The following is a 20624-nucleotide window of genomic DNA, read 5'->3' on the forward strand; positions in this document are numbered from 1 at the left end:
CGAGGTGCCCCGCGGGCGCCGTCGCGTGCCGCTTGCGCTGGCGGGCGGCGTCCTTGTCGTGCTTCTGGCGGCGTGGTTCTGGCCGAGGCATCCGGCTGCGAAGGCGGCAGCCCCGGTGCCGGTCAACGTCGGCCATCCGGTGAGCCGGGATTTTCCGATCCGCGTCGCCGCGGTGGGTACCGTGCAGGCGCTCAATACCGTGGACGTCAAAGTGCGCGTGGACGGGCAACTGCAGCGCATCGCCTTCACCGAAGGACAGGACGTGAAAGTGGGCCAGTTGCTCGCGCAGCTCGACCAGGGACCGCTCACCGCCCAGCTGCATCAGGCGGAAGCGGCGCAGCGCAAGGACCAGGCATCGCTCGACAACGCCCGCCTCGACCTCGCGCGGTATTCGAAGCTCGTCGGGATCGGTGCGGCCACCACTCAGGTCGTGGACACCGCAAAGGCGCAAGTGGAGGCGCTCTCCGCGAGCGTCGCCGCGGACGCCGCGCTGGTCCAGAGCGACCAGCTGCAGTTGAGCTTCACAACCTTGAGCGCGCCGTTCACCGGCCGGGTCGGCGCGCGCGAGGCTGATATCGGTTCGATCGTCCACCCCACCGACACGACCGGCATCGTCACTGTCACGCAAATGGAGCCGATTACCGTGCTGTTCTCCGTGCCGCAAGACGTGCTGCCCGACCTGCTTGCGAATCAGGCCAAAGCGCCGCTCGCGGTGAACGTCACCACGCGTTCGGGTAGTACCGCGCTCGCGGACGGTTCGCTCGTTTTCATCGACAGCACGGTCGATCCCACGACCGGCCAGATCAAACTGAAGGCCTCCTTCACCAACAGGAATCGCACGCTGTGGCCGGGCGAGCTGGTGAACGCCCGCGTCCTGGTGCGTACCGATGCGCAGCGGCTCGCGGTGCCGAGCCGCGCAGTGCTGAATACGCAGAACGGCACGCAGCTGTATGTGATCGCGGCAAACGGCACCGCGCAGATCCGGTCAGTGCAGACCGGTGTCACGGTCGACGGTATGACGGAAATCCGCAGCGGCGTCGCACCCGCGGAGCGGGTCGTGTTCGACGGACAAAGCCGGCTCAATCCCGGCGTACGCGTCGCAGCGACCCCGGTGGCGACGGTGGCCGAAGCGCCGGCGAACTCGAACGCGGCGGGCAGCCAGGCGAATCCGGGCGACCCGTCATGAGTCTCGCGGAGTGGTTCATCAGGCGGCGCATCGCGACCAGCTTTCTCGCGATCGCGGTGCTGCTGGTCGGCACGGTGGCGTATTTTCTGCTGCCCGTCGCGCCGTTGCCGCAAGTCGATTTTCCGACCATTCAGGTCGTGGCGAAATTGCCTGGCGCGAGTGCGGAGACCATGGCGACTTCGGTCGCGACACCGCTCGAGCGGCAGCTTTCGCTGATCGCGGGCGTGACGCAGATGACCTCGTCCAGCTCGCTCGGCACCACCAACATCGCCGTGCAGTTCGATCTGTCGCGCAACATCGACGGCGCAGCGCAGGATGTGCAGACCGCGATCAACGCGGCCGGTGGCACGCTGCCGAAGAATCTGCCGAATCCGCCGACATACGAGAAGGTCAACCCGGCCGACTTCACGTTGCTGTCGCTCGCGCTAACGTCGCCGTCGCTGACGCTCACCCAGCTCGACAGCTACGCCGAAGACTATCTCGCGCAACAGATCTCGCAGATGCCCGGCGTCGGTCTGGTGGACTTCCACGGCCAGCAACGGCCTGCCGTGCGTATTCAGCTCGATCCCGACAAGCTCACCGCGCGCGGCCTCACGCTCGAAGACGTCCGCTCGATCGTCGGCCTGCAGACCGTGAATGCGCCAAAGGGCAGCCTGAACGGCCCGGATCGTTCGGTGATTTTCAATGCGACCGACCAGATCACGACCGCGTCGCAATATCGCGATCTCGTGGTCGCGTACAGGAACGGCGCGCCGATTCGCCTCTCCGATCTGGGCACCGTGCTGGACGCGGCCGAAGATAACCAGCAGGCCGCATGGCTTCAGCACGAACGCACGATCATCCTCGACATTCACAAGCAGCCGGGCTACAACGTCGTGCAGACCATCGCCGGCATCACGGCGAAGCTGCCCGCGCTCGAAGCAACGCTGCCCGCCGCCGCGCATTTGCATGTCGTGGGCGATCGCACCCAGACCATCAAAGCGTCGGTGCACGACGTGCAGTTCACGCTGATGCTGACGGTCGCGCTCGTCGTAATGGTGATCTTCTCGTTTCTGCGCAACGTGTGGGCGACGATCATTCCAAGCCTGACGATTCCGCTCTCGCTGGTCGCCACGTTCGGCGTGATGTATCTGCTCGACTACAGCCTCGACAATCTGTCGCTGATGGGTTTGACGATCGCGGTGGGCTTCGTGGTGGACGATGCGATCGTCGTCATCGAGAACGTGATGCGGCATATCGAAGAGGGTGTGCCCCGAATGAAGGCCGCGCTGCTCGGCGCGATGGAGGTGCGCTTCACGATCATCTCGATGACCATTTCGCTGATCGCGGTATTTATTCCGATTCTGCTGATGGGCGGCATCGTCGGGCGGCTGTTCCGCGAATTCGCGGTGACCGTGAGCGCGGCGATCGTGATGTCGGCGCTGGTATCGCTGACCGTTACGCCGATGCTGTGCGGCTGGCTGATCCGCTTGCCCGAGCCGGATGGCAAGAGCCGGATGCGCAAGCTGGAAGCGTGGCTCGAACGGGGCTTTGTCGCCGTGGAGCGGCGCTACGAGCGCGGTCTCGACTGGGTGCTCGATCGTTCGAAGCTGATGCTGGGCGTGACCGTGGCAACCGTCGTCGCGACGGGTGCATTGTTCGTCATAATTCCGAAGGGCTTCTTCCCGCAGGCGGACTCCGGTTTGATCATGGGCGTCGCGCAGGCGGCACCCGACATCTCGCCGCGCGCGATGTCGCAGAAGATGCAGCAGTTAGGCCATATCATCGAGGCCGATCCCGCGGTCGATAACGTCTACTACTGGATGGGCGCGAATCCGACCGTGAGCCAGGGCCGCGTGATGATCAACCTGAAGCCGTTCGGCCAGCGCAAAGACGGTGCCGCGCAGGTGCTCAACCGGTTGAAACCGCAGTTGGCGAAGGTGATGGCGATCTCGCTGTCGATGCAGGTTCGCCAGGATATTCAGGTGGGTGGCCGCATCAGCGCCGCGCAGTACCAGTACACGCTGCAGGACCCCGATATCGGCGAACTCAACCACTGGGCAGACGTGCTGACCAACAGGCTGTCGAAGCTGCCGCAACTCGCCGACGTCACCTCCGACCAGCAGGCGGCTGCAACCAGCGCGACGCTCGTGATCGATCGCAGCACGGCCTCGCGCTTCGGCATTACTGCGCAAGCCATCGACGACACGCTCTACGATGCGTTCGGCCAGCGGCAGATCGCAACGCTGTTCACGCAGCTGAACCAGTACCACGTCGTAGAGGAAGTGGACCCGAGCTTCCAGTTGACCACCGATGCGCTCGCGCACCTGTACGTGCGCTCGCCGCTCACCAACGAACTCGTGCCCCTCAGTACGCTGGCCAGAGTGGAGAACAACGTGTCGCCGATTTCGGTGAATCACCAGGGGCTTTTCCCCGCCGTCACGATTTCGTTCAATCTGGCGCCGGGGCAGTCGCTGGGCAATGCGGTCACCGCCATCCGCCAGGCGGAGCTCGCCGCGGGCAAACCCGACAGCTTGACGGGTTCATTCCAGGGCACGGCACAGGCGTTCCAGGCGTCGCTTGCGAGCGAACCGTACCTGATCGCCGCGGCGCTGGTCGTCGTGTATCTGATTCTCGGCATCCTGTACGAGAGTGCGATCCATCCGCTCACCATCATTTCGACGCTGCCCTCGGCCGGTGTAGGCGCATTGCTCGCGCTGATGCTATCTGGCCAGGATCTCTCGATTATGGGAATGATCGGCATCATCCTGCTGATCGGCATCGTGAAGAAGAACGCGATCATGATGATCGACTTCGCGCTCGTCGCCGAACGTGAACAGGGCCTGTCACCGCGCGAGGCGATTCGCCAGGCCTGCGTGCTGCGCTTCCGGCCGATCATGATGACGACGCTCTCCGCGCTGTTCGGCGCATTGCCGCTCGCGCTCGGTCACGGTGCGGGCGCGGAGTTGCGCGTGCCGCTCGGCATCGCGATCGTCGGGGGGCTCATCCTTTCGCAGATGCTGACGCTATTCACGACGCCGGTAGTGCATCTATGGTTTGACCGTCTGTCGCACTGGCTTGCGAAGCAGCGCGCAAAAAGTAGTCTGATCGAACATGAACGTGCAGGCTGAGCATCGGCGAACATCCTGCCATTTCGCTCGCCTATCGGTCAGACCGCTACACTGTCTGAAGGCGACCGCTCAGCCGTCGCGTTGCCGTGATTGCCAAAGAGGACACTAAACTTCGTTCCCGAAAGCAGTCTACCCACGGTTAGCTTCCATTCGTGGGCAATCGCGATTTCCTTGCAAATGGCCAATCCCAGACCTGCTCCGTCGTGGGTTGCATCGGGCGCACGCCAGTACCGCTTGAAAAGAAACGGTATGTGCTCCTGTTTGATGCCCGGCCCCTCGTCCCGGACCTCGATGGAGACATCATCGACGATCAACCATACGACGCTATTGGGCGGCGAAACGTTGATCGCGTTTTCCACGAGGTTCTTGAGCAGGATGAACAACGCTCCGCGGTCCGCCCAGATCGGCGACGGCGTAACCGGTACTTCGAGCATCAGCTTTACCTGATTTCTGTCGGCCTTGCGCTCCAGGTAGTCGACGACGTCCTGTGCGACATCCACGCTGTTCACCTCGCCAAACGTAAAATTCTGCGATTCGCTGACTTCGGCCAGATGCAGGAGTTGCCGAACCTGTCGAGCCATCAGATCGATTTCGCGCAGCAGTGCCTCCTTGTCCTCGATATCCGGCTGCAGTTCGATCTGGCCTCGCATCAAGGTGAGCGGGGTCTGCAGCTCGTGGGCCGCCGAGGCAAGAAATTGCTGCTGAACGGCGAAACCTCGTTCCAGTCTGCGGAGCGCTTCGTTAAACGCACGGATGAGCGGCTTGATCTCGCTAGGAACGCCTTTCAGCGACAGGCGCGTGGCGAGATTGCGCGGCGTGATCAGCGCGGCGGCGCGCGATGCCTCCCTGAGCGGCTTGAGCAGACGATGAAGCGCCAAAGTCAGCGTCAGGCCAAAAATAATCGTCGTAATGATGAGTGTGGTTCTGACGATCGCGGGAATCTCCTGGACCTTCGTGCCGATCAGTGTCTCCATCAGGCGCGCACTGGTGATCGTTTGAACATAGAAGACGGCATGCCCGTGCGGGACCCGAATCGTCATGATCTGGAACGGCTTGCTGCCGATCGTCGTCGGCACTACCTTGTCGACGGCTTCGGAAAGGTCGCCAGTAATCCATGCGGCACCTTCCCTGGCGTTCGCCGACGCGAGCACCGTTCGTCCCTGCTCGTCGAGCACCCGGTACTGAAAATCGGCAGGCAGTGCGTCGAACACCCAGGCGGCCTTCCCCAAAAGCCGCGCCGAGACCGGCCGACCCGTGGCGTCGAAATCGATCCCGCTCGCGACGTCGGACGCTCGTTCCATCTCCTCGTGCCCGCCGAGCGTCCGATTCGGAAAATGATTGAACGCGTGGATGACAATGACGGCCAGCAGGGTCAGGCTGACCGCGAGCGCTGCAACGCTCGTCACCCAGAGCTGGGCGGAGAGACTCCGAATCCAATGGTTGAACATAGGGAACAGGTGCCGGTTAGCATTCGATGCATAAGTCGAGGAGCGGATCAACTAGCGATAGACTGAATTCGATGCTTCCCGCCCATCGAAACCGATGTCGCAACGTTACGGCCTTGCAATGAGTCAGTGCTTCGGTCGTCGCGCTCCGGACGGAACACATACCCTCTGGCACGCACGGTTTGAATCAGTTCCGGAGACGTTGCGTCGTGCTCGATCTTCTTGCGCACACGATGCACCCAGGTGCTCACGGACGCAAGCTGCCCTGCCGCATCGGGCCGCATGCGCTGCGCGATGGCTTCCCTCGAGAAAACCCGTCCGGGCGCAGTCGTGAACAGGTTAAGCACCGCATATTCCGTTTCGGAAAGCGGCACCGGTTCGCCGTTGAACGTCAGGCTGCGCGACGCAAAGTCCAGTTCGAAGCCACCGAACCGGAACGGCGGTCTGATCACCGGATACTGCAAGGAGCCGTGTGCCGCCCATTTAAGCACGCGACGGATTCTCAGCAGCGCTTCATGAACATTGAACGGCTTGGAGATGAAATCGTCGGCGCCGCATTCGAGTGCCACGATCCGCTGGATGACGTCATCCTCTTGCCCGAGCATGATGAGCGGCAGATCGTCACCGCTGCTGCGCAGCGCCGTCAACGCGGCAAGGCTGTTGCCGAAAGACGGTCCGCTGCTCAATACGATCAGCGCCGGCCTCTCATCCTCGACACGGGTCGCGACCTTACCCGGCTCGTACAGCACCGCCACATCGAATCCGTTCGACTGCAGGCAGGTGCGCAATGCATCGCGACAGACGGCATCACTGTCGACTACCAGAATCCGCTGTTTCATATATCGCCCTCTTGAGACCCGTGTCGATCGGGTGCATCAGCAGGCATTGACTGCACCTGTAGCGCGAAGCCAGCACCCCGGATGTTCACGATCCGCGTCTTTGCTTCGATCGCGGCCAGCTTCTTGCGCAGCCGGTACAACGTAACTTCCAGTGCATTCGGCGTGACCGCCTCTCCCCATCCCCACCCCGCATGTTCAAGCGCCGAATGCCGTACCGTCGCGCCCACCGCTTTCATGAGACAGAGCATGACCTGCAGTTCAGCAGGCGCGAGCAGCGCGGATTCCGCGCCGCAGCGCATCGCGCGCTGCTGAGGATCAACGGTAATATCGGCGAAAACCAGCACCAGCGCGGTCAGTGCCGCTGGCCGGCGCATCAGCGTGCGCACGCGGGCGACGAGCTCGCTCATCGCGAACGGCTTGGTCACGTAGTCGTCGGCACCGCTCTCGAGTCCGTCGAGACGGTCATGCAACGCATCGCGGGCAGTCAGCATCAGGCACGGTGTCATCCGCCCTGCCGAACGCACCGCCCGCAAGAACGCGAGTCCGTCTCCATCCGGCAAGCCGCGGTCGATAATCAGCACCGCATAGTCGGCCTGGCTCACCCCATAGTGGGCTTCTGAAATATTGCAGAAGAGATCGGCTTCGATTCCGGCCGCCGACAGGGCGCGGCGAATCATGCCGGCGAGGCGTACGTGGTCCTCGATCAGTGCGACTCTGGACATAACGCGGTGGTCAATTGAACCGATAGAGGTAGCCGATCCTGGCCTCGGGAACGAATCGCTTACCCACCAATGGGCTGTCGGTGATGCCGCTGCCAAGATGCGACACGCCTACGTCGAGAATCATGCTCTGATGAGCGGTGATTCTATAGTCGACACGGGTTCCGACCGACATGTTATAGGTTGACGTTCCGTTGTATTCCGGACGCCCGGATCGCACCTCGGACGGTCGCACGCCGTAGTAGTAATCGACATACTTTCTGCTCTGCCATTCGACACCCGCATGTGGTTCGAACGAAAAGTCGCCGTAGTCGAACGACTTCCCAAAATCGATGTGCGCCGTCAGACCTTTGTTGCCGCCCGCAAGAAAGTCAGCGGAGAGCGTACCGAATGCAGTCCGCCAGGCCACTGTCGGGCCATACCAGAACGCGCCGTTACGATTCTGCATACCGTTCAGGATGGGCGCATCCGACCCCTTGTATCCGTCGCCGATGGCGAATTTTCCGCGCAAGGCGACACTCACGTTACTCCATGTACCGACTTTCAGATCGAGCGTCGTGCCAAGCACGTGTACCCATTTGTCGTCGAAGTAGATAAGCGGAAGCGGCGAAAACTTGGCGCCATAGCCTTTGTAGGGAGCGGACTCCACGCCTGCTCCGACGCCGAGCCCCCAGTGGGTCACATTCGTGGCATTGCTGAGCACGGTGAAGCCGGTGCTGTCGGTGTCGACCGGCTCCTGGCTTGAACTCTGCGCCCTCACGACACCTGAATGCAGGCACACCGAAGCAACGGCTAACAACAGCGGACGATTGCGACAAAAGGCTCTTTTCACGGTCGATCCTATGAGTGGGGACAAGACAGCATCGACTCTAGGACCGACAGACTTACCTGGTACTTACTCAAAGAAACGTGCAGACACCCGACGTATTTCCACTGCATGCGCGCAATGACGGTAAGTGCCGGGTAAGCCCTCTCAATCGATGATGAGGTCATCGACGCCGCTTTGAGGAATCAATTGCCTCGACTCTCTTTGTTGAGCATGTCCTCATAGGGTGTTTTAAAGCCTGCGCATTCTGAAATCAGCTGACCGCCTTAGCGCATGGATCCCGGGGTTGGCTTCGCTAAACAAGGACAGGAGAGCTCCTTATGCAATTTAAGGTAACCCCGCGTGTAGGACCCCGATACTGGGTCGCCATTTCGATTGCAAGCCTGTGTGGAACGAACCTGGGCGACATCGTCCCGGACGCGCTAAAGATGAGCGCGGGCGCAGGCTTGATTATGCTAACGACCCTGTTCGCGCTGCTTGCGTTAGCCGAGCGGGCAACCGTGCAGGGAAGCGAAGCGTTCTACTGGGTAGCGATCCTCATTGTGCGGGCGGCCGCCACCAACATCGCCGACTACTCGATCAGCCACGCGAACTTCACGTACGCCGAAGTTTCGGCCGCGTTAGCGTTGATCCTCGCCTGTCTGATCCTGTTGAATCGCAAGTCGGGGCCTAAACCGACGAGCAGCGCGTTGCCGCCCGCAGACGGTCTCTACTGGTTCACGATGCTAACCGCGGGATCGCTCGGTACAGTGATCGCGGACGGCATCGGCCATTCCTTCAGGTCGGTCCAGACCGGCGTCCCTCTTTCGGCGTCGATGGCTACCGTCGCACTGTTCCTGATCCTCGGTATCAGGGCACGTACGGCATGGGTCAGCACCACCAGTTACTGGGCGACGGTGGTAGTGATTCGATGGTGGGGAACCAACGTTGGCGATATCCTGGCGTTCCTTCTATCGCTGCTCCTGAGCGCCGCGATTACCGGCCTCGCGCTCGCGATCCTTTTGCTGATATGGCGCGCGCAACGAGCCGCGTGTACAGACAAGGCACGACGAGTCGAGGTATAGCGGCTGTGCTGTCGACACATGAGCGTCTCGTCACCGGGCGGTAAGTATCCGGTAAGCCGTATTCGCTCAATATGGCCTTTACGTCTCCCAGCAGCAGGATCTCGTTGATGAAAGGCCCCACTTTGACAGCGCTGCGCGCGAGCATCGTGCTCTTTTCTATTTCGACCGGCGTAACACTCGCCCCTTGCATTGGTGTCGCCCTGATATTCGACCTGCTCGGAGACAATTTTCCTGCACTGGTCTTCCAGACCAGTTCCTTCCTGCTCGCATCGCTCGTCATGCTGCTGCTGCGCTGGCACGCCTGGCAGGCATACGGTTCGGCGTTAGCGATGCATAAGGTTCGGGCGGCCGAGGAAACCGGTTTCCTCGCGTCGATCGACATTGACTGCCCGCATGCATGGCTCGTCCAGTTGCACCTCGGATTGCATGGCTACCGCTGTCGCGATTGATTCTCGTCGACATAGCGTTGTTATATGGACTTCGGACACTAGCCGCTCCCGCTCTGCGGCTAGTCTGAGCAGCACCGGGCAGTCAATTGAACAGATCGACCATGAAAACCATCGCCTACTATCTTCTGCTCGGTTTGCTACGACTCCTGTCGGTCCTGCCGTATTCACTGGTTGCGATGCTCGGCAGCGCGCTCGGCCGGGTGCTGTACGAAGTACCGAGTCACCGCAAGCACGTGGTTCTCGTCAACCTGCGACTCTGTTTTCCCATGAAGACCGAACGCGAACGAGACGCGCTCGCGCAAGCACATTTCCGGCATGTCGTACGCAGCTACCTGGAACGAGGATTCCAGTGGTTCGGCAGCGCGCGCTCGATTAACCGGTTGGTCGAGCTGGACAGTCACATCGATCTGCATGATCCGGACGCGCCACCTACGATTTTCATGGGCTTTCATTTCGTTGGAATCGAGGTGGGTTGCATGCATTATTCCGCGCGCCTTCCGGTCGCGGCGGTGTACACGCGTATGTCGAATCTCCGTCTCTGCGATCTGGCAAGGCGTCAGCGGGGGCGGTTTGGCGCAAACATGATCGATCGCGGTGCGAACGCGAAGCACCTTGTCCGGCTTCTGCGCTCGGGGATACCGGTGATGCTCGCAGCGGACATGGACCATGGAACATCGGGCTCCGTGTTTGCCCCGTTTTTCGGCGTGCAGGCTTGCACGCTCACTTCGGTATCGCGGCTGGCCAGGCTAACCGGTGCGCGGGTCGTGCCCTTTGTAACCGAGGTACTACCCCGATTTCGCGGATACAAGCTGACGATCTTTGAGCCGCTCAAAAACTACCCGACAGACAGCGAGTCGCTCGACGCACGCACGATGAACGCCTTTCTCGAGCAGCAGATCCTGCGCTTTCCGGAACAGTATTACTGGGTACATCGACGGTTCAAGCATCGCCCGGCAGGCACACCGGGCGTCTATTGACTTCGTCTGTGTACGTGAGGACGCGGTACGCATCAACCTTTATGCCACATGAACAGTGCACGATTGAAGTTCCTTGCGGAAATGAACTCTGACCGCCCGCCAATCGATCCTCCGATGTAGATGGTCCAAACGAGTGCGCCATGCCTGCATTCTTCGCTGAAGCCGCCCCGCCTCGCACGATTCTCGTCATCTGCACGGGTCGTATCGGCGATGTATTGCTCGCTACACCGGTGTTGCGCTCGCTCAAGTCACACTGGCCCAACGCGCAGATCGATATGCTGGTCTTCGACGGCACCGGCGACGTACTTGAAAACAACCCTGACATCAGGCGTGTGTTATCGATCGCACGACATGCGAACCGGGTCAGACGCTTCGCGGATGCCAGGGCGATGTGGCGCAGGTACGATCTCGCATGCAGCTTGAGAACATCCGGTGTTGCGAGTTTTTATTGCTGGATTGCGGGACACAAGCGGATTGGCCTCGTTCCTCCTACCCGCAAAAGATGGCTCAGGCAGCCCGTCCTTAACCGGTTTGCAGTCGATTCCGACGATGCCAGGCATGTCGTCCAGAGCGGTGCGGTGCTGACCGCCCTGCTCGGCATCCCTCCCAGTTTCGAAGTCGTCCCACCCTCCATTGGCGCTCATCCGGAGCGGCTGCTTCGACTGGATCAGCTTCTGGCGCCAGCCGCGGGCAAACCGTTTGTGGTGATACATCTGTACCCGAGGTACGTTTACAAGATGTGGCATGCCGAAGGTTGGCATGCGCTTGTTGCATTCCTGCACGAACGCGGCTATGCGATCGTTCTGACCGGCGGTTCCGAGGAAGCCGAAGTCGCCTATTCGAGCGAATTCATCAAGCAGGCGGGAACGCACGTCATCGATCTGGTCGGAAAACTGAGTCTGGGCGCAACCGCCGAAGTCATTAGACGCGCCAGGCTCTTCGTCGGGCCCGATACCGCGACATCGCATGTTTCTGCCGCGACTGGCACCCCGACGATTGCACTGTTTGGACCGTCGAATCCGGTCCGCTGGGGTCCCTGGCCCAAGGACTGGACCGGCACGACCCCATGGCAAAAGCGTGGCTCGGGGCAACAAGGGAATGTTTATCTGCTTCAGGGCGTCGGCGCCTGCGTGCCGTGCAAACGGGAAGGCTGCGAAGGCCATATTTCCAGTAGAAGCCATTGCCTGTCAACGCTGGATGCAAACCGTGTGATTGATGCGGTGGCCGAATTACTGGGTGTGGAAACTTGCGCTCGAAACTGACTTCGGCACAAAGGAAGGCCGACGCGTCCAAAGTCAAAAGAAATACGCAATCAACAACGCTTCCGTAATAACACCCAGTATCGTACTGATCAGGATCGTCGCGGTAGCATCCGCCGTGTACGTGTTGGTCTTGAGTGCGAACATGGCGGCGGCGGTCGCAGTCGGCACGGCCCCGGTAATTACGGCCTGATGCGCGGACGCTCCCGTCACGCCGAACAGGAAGGCGCCAAGCACCATCAAGGCCGGTTGCAGGAAGTTCTTGATGCCGAGATTGGTCAGCACATTGGCATTGATCATGAAGCGCTCGCCATACAGCATGAGCCCAAGCGCGAACAACGACGTGCCCCCTGCCGCCTTTGCAATCAGGTCGACGGACGTCAGCACCGGACCCGGCAGCGTGACGTGGCAAAAACTCAGCACCATGCCGGAGATCGGCAGCCAGACGATCGGATTGATCACCGCGCGTGCAACGCTCTGCCCGAAGATACGCAGGACGTCGGGCTTGTTGCCCCCGCCCTCGCCCTTGTCGCCGAGATGGGTCAGGACAATCGTCAGCGGCAACATGAAGATGCTGGTGATGAGATTGCCCACCAGCACTGCCAGAAAACCCTCCGGCCCGAACACCGCAGCGAGAACCGGTGCGCCGAAGTAAGCCATATCGGGGAAAGCGCACACCAGCGCCTGCATGGTCGCCGTGCGCAGGTCATGCCTGAACACGAAACGGCCGATGCCCAACGCGAGCACATAGGTACCCATCAGCCCCAGCGTCAGGCATAGCGCGAAGCCCACGTTGTGCAACTTGTCGGGCGAGGTTTTGACCGCTCCCTCGAACAACGCGAAAGGCAGCGCAAAGCGGATGACCAATGTCGCCAGCACGCCCGCATCCTCATGCTTCAGCAGGCGGATGCGCCCCGCAAGCCAGCCGAGCACGATCACGAACGCAACCGGCAGCAATCCATTCAGAATGGTGTCGATCAAAACCAGGCTCCCGGTTGTCTTGACGATTTACGACGCGCGATGTTTCGTCCGTACGTAAGGCACGTAGTGAGGCGCCCACACCTTGCTGCGGATCAGGCCTTCGATCTGGTCCGTGCTCACCCCGGTCGTGAGACCTTCCTTATGCGCTTGCAACGCGACAGCAAGCGCGACTGTGATCGCGACTTCGCGCAAGGCAGTAACCGGCGGCAGCAGATTCTTGCTCGGGTCGCTGCGCGCCGGCGACGCCGCGGCGAGCGCTCGCGCAGCCGCCATGAACATCGTGTCGGTCACGCGTGTGGCCTTGACCGCGATCGCGCCGAGCCCCACACCGGGAAAAATATACGAGTTGTTGGTCTGATCGACCTTGAAGCGCGCGCCATTGCGCTCCAGCGGCGGGAACGGACTGCCGGTGCCGATCACCGCGCGGCCTTCGGTCCAGGCCTCGAGGTCGACAGGCGTCGCCTCCGCACGCGAGGTGGGATTGGAGAGCGGAAATATCACGGGTCGCTGGTTGTGCTGCGCCATTTCCCGCACCACGGCTTCGGAGAATGCGCCGGCCTGGCCCGACACCCCGATCAGCACAGTGGGCTTCGCGTTGCGCACGACATCGAGCAACGCCACCCGGTCGGGATGATCCAGCGTCCAGTTGTCGGTGATCGATTTCTCCTGCAGGAACGGTTGCTGGAACACGGCGATATCGCTCATGCCTTCGACCAGCAGTCCGTCGCGGTCGACCATGAAAAAGCGTCGCGCGGCCTCGCTCTCCGACAGTCCGGCATCGATCATCGCCCGGCGGATCAAACTCGCAATCCCGCAGCCCGCCGACCCCGCGCCCATCACAGCAATGCGCTGCTCGGTGAGCGGCACACCGGTCACGTTGATGGCCGACAGGAGCGTTCCGGTCGCCACCGCCGCAGTGCCCTGCACGTCGTCATTGAACGTACACAAACGATCGCGATAACGTTCGAGCAGGCGCGTCGCATTGTTCTTCGCGAAGTCCTCCCACTGCAGCAGAACATGCGGCCAGCGCTTCACGACGGCCGCGACAAAGGCCTCGATGAAATCGTCGTACTCTGCGCCACGCACGCGCTCATGACGCCAGCCGATGTAAAGCGGATCGCTCAGGCAATCCGGGTTGTCCGTGCCGACATCGAGCATGATGGGCAGCGTGGTCTCAGGATGAAGTCCGCCGCAGCCGGTATAGAGTTCGAGCTTGCCGATTGGAATGCCCATGCCGCCCGCGCCCTGGTCGCCGAGGCCAAGGATGCGTTCGCCGTCCGTCACGACGATCGCCTCGACCCGGTCGAAGCGCGGATGCGCGAGGATCGACTCGATCCGGTTCTTGTGCGGCAAGCTCAGAAACAGCCCGCGCGGCTTGCGGAACAGACGGCTAAACTGCTGGCAGCCGGCACCGACCGTCGGCGTATAGACCACGGGCAACAGTTCTTCGAGATTCTGCACGAGCAGCGCGAACAGCAGCGTCTCGTTGGTGTCCTGCAGGTCGCGTAGAAAGGCATATCGATCAAGGTCCGTCGCGAAGCTGCGCAGCACCTGCAGGCGCCGCGAGACCTGTTCTTCGAGCGTGCCGATGTTGGGCGGCAGGAGACCGTGCAGGTCGAACGTGTCGCGCTCGGTCTCGGTGAACGCGGTTCCTTTGTTCAGTAGCGAATCGGCCAGCAACTCGTAGCCGGACAGTGAAGTCTCGAGGGAGGCGGCAGCCGTGCCGGTCGTCGATACCTTTGGCATGAGAAATCTCCTTGAAAGCTGCGGGGCGATCCATGCTGCTGGAGCAGCGGGTTCTCGTGCGAATAGTAAAGGCGATTCGGCGAGCGTGCATCCTCGCCGACCTCGCCATCCGTACCATCCGCACGGTCGATCATAATGATCGACGCTCGGGAACACGATCTACGGCAAGCGTGTCCGAATGGTGTCAAAGCGGAGAGTTGCGATCGACGCAGCCTGGCCTTCAATTTTTTTAAGTAACGAAGCTCTGGATATCCCCATGAGAACGCGACGTGAATTTATCAAGCGAGCGCTGCTCGCCTCGGGAGGCTCTGCGATGGCAGGCATAACCGGTATCGGCTTCAACAGGACCGCTCGGGCGGACGACGACATCTGGCGCATGCCGGATGAAGGTGCCGCTCACGCAGCGACCTGGATGGCATTCGGCCCGAGTGAGGACATATGGGGCGGCAAACTGCTACCGGTAGCCCGGGAGAATCTCGCGAGCATCGCAAAGGCGATTGCGGCGCACGAGCCGCTCAACATGCTGGTGCGCGAAGAGGACCACGACATCGCCGCGCGTCTATGCGGTTCGTCGGTCACCCTCGTACCCCACCCCATCGACGACCTGTGGATGCGCGATACGGGGCCGGTCTTCGTCAAGGGACAGTCGGGCAAGCTCGGCGCCGTCGGTTTCAATTTCAATGGCTGGGGTAACAAGCAGGAGCATGAGCACGATGCCCAGATCGCCGGTTTCGTCGCCCAAAGCGCTCATGCGCAATTCATCGAAACGTCGCTGGTGCTCGAAGGCGGCGGCATCGAAGTGGATGGCGAAGGCACGGCCATCATCACCGAGAGCTGCGTGCTCAACGCCAATCGCAATCCCCACGTCAGCAAGGCTCAGTGCGAAGCGGAACTGCATCGTCTGCTGGGGACCCAGAAGGTCATCTGGTTACCCGGCATAGCGGGCAAGGACATCACCGACGGGCATACCGATTTTTACGCACGATTCACGAGCCCTGGTACCGTCGTCGCCGGACTCGATCAGGACACTTCGTCTTACGACCATGCGGTGACGAAGCGGCACCTGGACATTTTAAGAAAGTCCACTGACGCCAGCGGACGCAAGTTAAAGGTCGTGGTGCTGGAAGGCCCATCGACCGTACGGCCGAAGTATGAAAACAGCGAATTCGCGGCTGGTTACATCAATTTCTATGTGTGCAATGGGGCCGTCATCGCGCCGCAGTTCGGCGACGGCAAGACGGATCGCAATACGCGCGATGTGCTGAAAGACCTGTTCCCTGGACGAGAGATCATTCAGTTGAACATCGACGGCGTTGCTGCAGGCGGCGGTGGAATCCACTGCACGACACAGCAGCAACCAGGCTGATGCAAATACTAGCGTGCGAGCCATCCGCCATCGACGGCAAGCGTATGCCCATGCACATAATCCGCCGCTGACGACGCGAGAAATACCACCGGCCCCGCGAGATCATCCGGTGCGCCCCAGCGTCCCGCTGGAATGCGCGCGACGATCTCGTCGTTGCGCTGCGCATCCGCGCGCAGTTGCTCGGTGTTGCGCGTTGCCATGTAGCCCGGCGCGATCGCGTTGACGTTGATGCCGCGCGCGGCCCATTCGTTCGCGAGCAGCCGCGTGAGCCCGAGCACCCCGCTCTTCGCCGCGGTGTACGACGGCACGCGGATGCCGCCCTGGAACGACAGCATCGACGCGATGTTGATGATCTTGCCGCCGCCGCCCTGCGCGACGAACTGCCGCGCGACCGCCTGCGCGAGAAAGAACACCGTCTTCAGGTTCACGCCGATCACCGCGTCCCAGTCGGCCTCGGTGAAATCAAGCGCGTCGTTGCGGCGGATGGTCCCTGCGTTGTTCACGAGCACGTCGATATGACCGAACGCGTCGACGGCCTCGCGCACGATCCGCTCGACCGGCTCGATGCTCGACAGGTCCGCATGTACCTCCATGCAGCGCCGGCCGAGATCGCGCACGATGCCCGGCGTGTCGCCCGGCCCGCTGTGATGCACGCCGACGATATCGCAGCCCGCAGCCGCAAGCGCCTGCGCCATCGCGGCACCGAGCCCGGTGTTGCTGCCCGTGACGACCGCGACCTTGCCGGTCAGATCGAAGCAGCGCATAGCGCCTGGCATGTCGTGAGTCATGCTGTGCTCAGCGGAGATCGGCGACCGCGACATGATCCATATCCTTGAATACGAGGTTTTCGCCGACCATCCCCCAGATGAACGTATAGGCACGCGTGCCGACACCCGAGTGAATCGACCAGCTCGGCGAGATCACCGCCTGTTCGTTATGCACGAGGATGTGCCGCGTTTCGTGCGGCTCGCCCATCATGTGGAAGACGGCCGCGTCGTCGGCGAGATTGAAATAGAAATAGACCTCCATGCGACGCTCGTGCGTGTGGCACGGCATCGTGTTCCACAGGTTGCCTTCGTCGAGCTTCGTCATGCCCATCGACAGCTGGCAGGTCTGCAGCACCTCGGGCACGATGAACTTGTAGATCGTGCGGCGATTGCTGGTCTTCGGATCGCCGAGCGTTTCCGGCGATGCCTCGGCGAGCGTGATGCGGCGCGTCGGGTACGACGTGTGTGCCGGCGCGCAGTTCAGATAGAACTTCGCGGGCCGCGTCGCGTCGACGCTGCCGAACGTCACCGACTGCGCACCCTGCCCGATATACAGCGCCTCTTCGTTGCCGACATCGTGACGCGTGCCGTCCACTTCGATCCAGCCCGCGCCGCCGATGTTGATCGCGCCTAGTTCGCGGCGCTCGAGCAGGGTGTTCACGCCGATCGCCTTGCCGAGCGCAGCCGACACTTCGACCGGCCGCGTCACCGGCAGCGCGCCGCCGACGATGATCCGGTCGATGTGGCTATAGGTCAGCTTCAGCGCGTTTTCCTCGAAGAGGTTTTCGACGAGGAACTGCTTGCGCAGCCCTTGCGTATCGAGCGTGCGCGCATGCTCGCTGTGGATGCTTTGCCGGACGTCCATGCGATATCTCCGTGGGGAAAGGGTGTGGCCTATGTGTGCGGATAATCCTCAGTGAAAGCCCTGCCGCGCAAGAAGCTTCCACGCACCGTGCTCCTTCTGCCAAACCATTAAAACCTTGAAGTTGACTTCGGTGACCTTGCCGTTCGAATCCACTGTGCCGGAAAAATGATCGCGAACGACAGCATCGTTGCCGGTGACGGCTGTGGTGCTATCCGTCAAATCGATCCGTCGATATTTCGTCTGTCCGCTTGCAATCGTCGTGACGAATTCCGACTGGGTTTGCACATGGCCGTCGGAATGCCCGTAGGACAGCGTCGTGGCGGTCAGATCGGTCATCTGCTGTCCGTTGCCTGCGATCATCGCGGCACTCAAATACTGGACCGCGTCGTTGACCGCGTTTTCATCCGCGGGACTCGCAAATGCATTCGAACTGAGCAGCACGCCGGCCGCGAGGGTCAACACGATTTTCTTCATGAGCCAACTCCTTGAGAATCAAAAGTACGTTCGATGGACGTGACCGCACCGGGCCCATGCTCCAGTCGCAGGCCCTTCACGGTCATTCCAGAGTGATGCGTGATCCGGTAACCACGGAGCACCTCGTTACACGCCGTGGTTTTCAGGCGCGAAGAGGTCGCTCCCGTGTCGATCGGAGTTCGCGCTTCAGCTGTCGATCAGAGTTCGCGCTTCAGCGCGCTACTCTGATCCCATGCAGAGCAACTACTCTGATCCCATGCAGGGCACCTACTCTGATCCCATGCAGAGCAACTACTCTGATCCCATGCAAGGCCGTTGCATCAGACGTGCACGTCCCGCTCGTTGAGCGGTTGCGGCTGCACTTTTGCTGCACCGAGATTCGCCGTCGTCCCATGACGCGCGTGATGTCGACGCACCCACAGCGCAGTGAGGATCGGCACGAGGATCGCCGTCACGAGACAGGCCGTTGCGACCATCGCCGTCGCGGCCGGCACCAGTGGCTTGAAGCGCGGAATCATCTCGCCGATGATCGCCGGATTCGCCACCGCGGCGCCGGCGGTCGACGACGCGGCCAGACCCGCTGCACCGTTTCCGCGACCGATCCAGCGGTCCACGAGAATCAGCGGAATACCCGTCACGACGATCACCGAGAGGCCGAGTACCAGACCCGGAATACCGCTCGTCACGATCACGTTCAGATCGATGCCGTTACCGAGCGCGAAGCCGAAGAACGGAATCAGCGGATGAACGCAACGGCCGAACAGCTCGCGCATGTCGCTGTCCACGTTGCCGAGCGTGAAACCGATCAGGAACGGCAGCACCGCACCGACGAAAAGCCGCGGCTCGAAGAACGCGACACCGGTCGCGCCGAGAATGATCATGCTGATAAGCGGACCCGATTCGACCGACATCAGCACGAACGCCCCCGCCTCCTCTCTGGTCCCGTACTGCTGCATCACCGCCGCATAGAGACCGCCGTTGGTCATGTCCATCGACGTCGTAATCGCAAGCACCGAGAGGCCGGCGAACAGCCCCGCCTTGATGCCGTCGACGGGTATGAAGTGCGACGCGACGATCGTCGCGATCCACGCCACCACCATCTTGGTCACGAGCAGCGTGCCCGATTTGCGCAGCACCACGCCAGTCGCGCGCAGATCGATCGTCGCGCCCATGCAGAAGAACCACACCGCGAGAATCGGCACCGTGCCGGTGATCAGCCCGTTCGTGAACGAACCGAAGTATTTCCCCGCGCCCGGCGCAAACGTATGAACACAGGCACCAAGCAGCAACGGCACCAGCATCAGACCGCCTGGAATGCGGTCGATGGCCTTCTTGAGCTTCATGTCTCCTCCATGGACTTGGCGTCCAGTTGCCAGGCGATGACCTGGGAATGGTTTGGCGTCTGTCGTCAGACGACTCCCTTTCGGCGCAATATAGCATCGACTTAGGAACGTCGTTCCATTTGTTTAAGCACAAACGGATCGTCGTTTACCCGAGTGTCACCGGAAAGCCTTTCCAGCACTGGTTTGGCGGTACAATATTTTCGGATCGATGTTCCAGATTTAGAATCCGCACGACCTGGTGTGCTCCGTACCGCCAGGCCTCGACAGGGAGTAACGACAATGACGACAATCGGCGGAATCAGTGGAATCGGTGGCCGGCGCAGGGGCGGCGCCACGGCACCTGTCGCATCCGCACAGGATGCGGAGCGCGCCGACAGCAATGACAAGAGCGACCCGGCGTCGTCGATCGGCAGGGTCTTCGCGATTCTGGGCGCGGTCGGCGACAGCGGCGAGATCGGCATCAGCGAGTTGTCGCAGCGGCTGGGTGTGTCGAAGACCACCGTGCACCGCGTGCTCCAGACGCTGAAGGTGCTCGGCTATGTCGTGCAGGAAGCCGAAACCGAGCGCTACCGCCTGACCATCCGACTGTTCGAACTCGGCGCGAAGGCGCTCGAAAGCGTCGACCTCGTGCGCGAGGCCGACGTCGAGATGCGCCGGATCGCGCAGGCCACCCGCGAAGCGATCCATCTCGGCGCATTCGACGAAGACGGCATCATCTACATCCACAAGATCGACGCCGATTACGGGCTGCGGATGCAGTCGCGGATCGGCCGGCGCAATCCGCTGCACAGCACGGCGATCGGCAAGGTGCTGCTCGCGTGGATGGACCCCGCCGACGCGCGCGACGTGCTGTCGCGCGTGGAATTGCGCCGGTCGACGCAAAAGACGCTCGTCTCCGCCGAGGCCGTGCTGAGCATCCTGCCGCGTGTGCGCGAACAGGGCTATGGCGAGGACAACGAGGAACAGGAAGAAGGCCTGCAATGTCTCGCGGTGCCGGTGTTCGACCGCTTCGGCCGCGTGATCGCCGGCCTGTCCATTTCGTTTCCGACGATGCGCTGCGGCGCCGACACGAAGTCGCACTACATCGGCTTGCTCAAACAATCGGGTCTCGCCATTTCGGCGCGGCTCGGCTACCGCGAAGCGACAGCGCCGGAACGGGTGCCGGCCGAGCAGAGCTGAAACTGAAAGGCACCCACCGCTTTTTTGCG

General features: G+C 61.6%; 18 protein-coding genes. 8 read left to right on the plus strand and 10 right to left on the minus strand.

The genetic code is table 11. The annotated features are described in order from the left end of the window. The first annotated feature begins 25 nt into the window (after positions 1-25). The gene (locus ACREXZ_RS03100) at positions 26-1186 is read left to right on the plus strand and encodes an efflux RND transporter periplasmic adaptor subunit (RefSeq protein WP_431762564.1); all 1161 of its coding nucleotides are present in this window, start codon (positions 26-28) and stop codon (positions 1184-1186) included. After that, the gene (locus ACREXZ_RS03105; protein ID WP_431762565.1) at positions 1183-4296 is read left to right on the plus strand and encodes an efflux RND transporter permease subunit; all 3114 of its coding nucleotides are present in this window, start codon (positions 1183-1185) and stop codon (positions 4294-4296) included. The genes ACREXZ_RS03100 and ACREXZ_RS03105 overlap by 4 nt, the downstream gene beginning before the upstream one ends. Positions 4297-4334: 38 nt before the next feature. On the opposite strand, the gene ACREXZ_RS03110 is transcribed toward ACREXZ_RS03105, so the two are convergent. From ACREXZ_RS03110 to ACREXZ_RS03125, 4 genes are read right to left on the minus strand one after another with little or no spacing between them, the layout of a single operon-like run. Next, the gene (locus tag ACREXZ_RS03110; protein ID WP_431762566.1) at positions 4335-5744 is read right to left on the minus strand and encodes a sensor histidine kinase; all 1410 of its coding nucleotides are present in this window, start codon (positions 5742-5744) and stop codon (positions 4335-4337) included. 47 nt (positions 5745-5791) lie between these two features. Further along, positions 5792-6580: a response regulator transcription factor gene (locus ACREXZ_RS03115; protein WP_431762567.1), complete on the minus strand. Its 789-nt coding sequence runs from the start codon at positions 6578-6580 to the stop codon at positions 5792-5794. After that, on the minus strand, positions 6577-7302 hold the full coding sequence (locus ACREXZ_RS03120; protein ID WP_431762568.1) for a response regulator transcription factor: 726 nt from the start codon (positions 7300-7302) through the stop codon (positions 6577-6579). The genes ACREXZ_RS03115 and ACREXZ_RS03120 overlap by 4 nt, the downstream gene beginning before the upstream one ends. A gap of 10 nt (positions 7303-7312) precedes the next feature. After that, on the minus strand, positions 7313-8131 hold the full coding sequence (locus tag ACREXZ_RS03125; RefSeq protein WP_431762569.1) for a MipA/OmpV family protein: 819 nt from the start codon (positions 8129-8131) through the stop codon (positions 7313-7315). 314 nt (positions 8132-8445) lie between these two features. Between ACREXZ_RS03125 and ACREXZ_RS03130 the strand changes: the two genes are divergently transcribed. The 4 genes from ACREXZ_RS03130 to ACREXZ_RS03145 all read left to right on the plus strand — a co-directional run bounded on the left by ACREXZ_RS03130 (position 8446) and on the right by ACREXZ_RS03145 (position 11877). Further along, positions 8446-9189 carry a hypothetical protein gene (locus ACREXZ_RS03130; protein WP_431762570.1) on the plus strand — a complete coding sequence of 248 codons (744 nt, stop codon included), beginning with the start codon at positions 8446-8448 and terminating at the stop codon, positions 9187-9189. Positions 9190-9296: 107 nt separating this feature from the next. Beyond that, complete coding sequence (locus tag ACREXZ_RS03135) at positions 9297-9638, plus strand: hypothetical protein (RefSeq protein ID WP_431762571.1); 342 nt, start codon at positions 9297-9299, stop codon at positions 9636-9638. Between the two features lie 101 nt (positions 9639-9739). Beyond that, complete coding sequence (locus ACREXZ_RS03140; RefSeq protein ID WP_431762572.1) at positions 9740-10615, plus strand: lipid A biosynthesis lauroyl acyltransferase; 876 nt, start codon at positions 9740-9742, stop codon at positions 10613-10615. A gap of 140 nt (positions 10616-10755) precedes the next feature. Beyond that, positions 10756-11877, plus strand: a complete 1122-nt coding sequence (locus ACREXZ_RS03145; protein WP_431762573.1) for a glycosyltransferase family 9 protein — start codon at positions 10756-10758, stop codon at positions 11875-11877. Positions 11878-11910: 33 nt separating this feature from the next. On the opposite strand, the gene ACREXZ_RS03150 is transcribed toward ACREXZ_RS03145, so the two are convergent. Then, positions 11911-12855 (minus strand): AEC family transporter, encoded by a 945-nt coding sequence (locus tag ACREXZ_RS03150; protein WP_431762574.1) that lies wholly within the window; start codon positions 12853-12855, stop codon positions 11911-11913. Positions 12856-12882: 27 nt separating this feature from the next. Then, positions 12883-14601 carry an NAD-dependent malic enzyme gene (locus ACREXZ_RS03155; RefSeq protein ID WP_431762575.1) on the minus strand — a complete coding sequence of 573 codons (1719 nt, stop codon included), beginning with the start codon at positions 14599-14601 and terminating at the stop codon, positions 12883-12885. 256 nt (positions 14602-14857) lie between these two features. Here ACREXZ_RS03155 and ACREXZ_RS03160 point away from each other — a divergent pair, with 256 nt between their 5' ends. Continuing rightward, positions 14858-15967 carry an agmatine deiminase family protein gene (locus tag ACREXZ_RS03160; RefSeq protein ID WP_431762576.1) on the plus strand — a complete coding sequence of 370 codons (1110 nt, stop codon included), beginning with the start codon at positions 14858-14860 and terminating at the stop codon, positions 15965-15967. Between the two features lie 8 nt (positions 15968-15975). Here ACREXZ_RS03160 and kduD read toward each other — a convergent pair whose 3' ends face one another. The 4 genes from kduD to kdgT form a co-directional block, all read right to left on the minus strand. After that, a complete protein-coding gene (kduD, locus tag ACREXZ_RS03165) occupies positions 15976-16755 on the minus strand; it encodes a 2-dehydro-3-deoxy-D-gluconate 5-dehydrogenase KduD (protein ID WP_431762577.1) in 780 nt (259 codons plus the stop codon). 7 nt (positions 16756-16762) lie between these two features. Next, a complete protein-coding gene (kduI, locus tag ACREXZ_RS03170) occupies positions 16763-17599 on the minus strand; it encodes a 5-dehydro-4-deoxy-D-glucuronate isomerase (protein WP_431762578.1) in 837 nt (278 codons plus the stop codon). 48 nt (positions 17600-17647) lie between these two features. Then, the gene (locus ACREXZ_RS03175; protein ID WP_431762579.1) at positions 17648-18073 is read right to left on the minus strand and encodes a nuclear transport factor 2 family protein; all 426 of its coding nucleotides are present in this window, start codon (positions 18071-18073) and stop codon (positions 17648-17650) included. 320 nt (positions 18074-18393) lie between these two features. Next, the gene (kdgT, locus tag ACREXZ_RS03180) at positions 18394-19416 is read right to left on the minus strand and encodes a 2-keto-3-deoxygluconate transporter (RefSeq protein WP_431762580.1); all 1023 of its coding nucleotides are present in this window, start codon (positions 19414-19416) and stop codon (positions 18394-18396) included. Between the two features lie 279 nt (positions 19417-19695). Between kdgT and kdgR the strand changes: the two genes are divergently transcribed. Continuing rightward, complete coding sequence (kdgR, locus tag ACREXZ_RS03185) at positions 19696-20595, plus strand: DNA-binding transcriptional regulator KdgR (RefSeq protein ID WP_431762581.1); 900 nt, start codon at positions 19696-19698, stop codon at positions 20593-20595. Positions 20596-20624 lie beyond the last annotated feature (29 nt).

Origin of the sequence: Paraburkholderia sp. (assembly GCF_050742655.1) — a bacterium.
Taxonomy (GTDB): Bacteria; Pseudomonadota; Gammaproteobacteria; order Burkholderiales; family Burkholderiaceae; genus Paraburkholderia.

Bases quoted from the DNA above. Each gene is read 5' to 3' on its own strand.
- kdgR (WP_431762581.1), top strand. From the start codon at position 19,696: ATGACGACAATCGGCGGAATCAGTGGAATCGGTGGCCGGCGCAGGGGC.
- ACREXZ_RS03105 (WP_431762565.1), top strand. From the start codon at position 1,183: ATGAGTCTCGCGGAGTGGTTCATCAGGCGGCGCATCGCGACCAGCTTT.
- ACREXZ_RS03160 (WP_431762576.1), top strand. From the start codon at position 14,858: ATGAGAACGCGACGTGAATTTATCAAGCGAGCGCTGCTCGCCTCGGGA.
- ACREXZ_RS03135 (WP_431762571.1), top strand. From the start codon at position 9,297: ATGAAAGGCCCCACTTTGACAGCGCTGCGCGCGAGCATCGTGCTCTTT.
- ACREXZ_RS03155 (WP_431762575.1), bottom strand. From the start codon at position 14,601: ATGCCAAAGGTATCGACGACCGGCACGGCTGCCGCCTCCCTCGAGACT.
- kduD (WP_431762577.1), bottom strand. From the start codon at position 16,755: ATGACTCACGACATGCCAGGCGCTATGCGCTGCTTCGATCTGACCGGC.
- ACREXZ_RS03145 (WP_431762573.1), top strand. From the start codon at position 10,756: ATGCCTGCATTCTTCGCTGAAGCCGCCCCGCCTCGCACGATTCTCGTC.
- ACREXZ_RS03175 (WP_431762579.1), bottom strand. From the start codon at position 18,073: ATGAAGAAAATCGTGTTGACCCTCGCGGCCGGCGTGCTGCTCAGTTCG.
- ACREXZ_RS03140 (WP_431762572.1), top strand. From the start codon at position 9,740: ATGAAAACCATCGCCTACTATCTTCTGCTCGGTTTGCTACGACTCCTG.
- kduI (WP_431762578.1), bottom strand. From the start codon at position 17,599: ATGGACGTCCGGCAAAGCATCCACAGCGAGCATGCGCGCACGCTCGAT.
- ACREXZ_RS03130 (WP_431762570.1), top strand. From the start codon at position 8,446: ATGCAATTTAAGGTAACCCCGCGTGTAGGACCCCGATACTGGGTCGCC.
- ACREXZ_RS03120 (WP_431762568.1), bottom strand. From the start codon at position 7,302: ATGTCCAGAGTCGCACTGATCGAGGACCACGTACGCCTCGCCGGCATG.
- ACREXZ_RS03110 (WP_431762566.1), bottom strand. From the start codon at position 5,744: ATGTTCAACCATTGGATTCGGAGTCTCTCCGCCCAGCTCTGGGTGACG.
- kdgT (WP_431762580.1), bottom strand. From the start codon at position 19,416: ATGAAGCTCAAGAAGGCCATCGACCGCATTCCAGGCGGTCTGATGCTG.
- ACREXZ_RS03115 (WP_431762567.1), bottom strand. From the start codon at position 6,580: ATGAAACAGCGGATTCTGGTAGTCGACAGTGATGCCGTCTGTCGCGAT.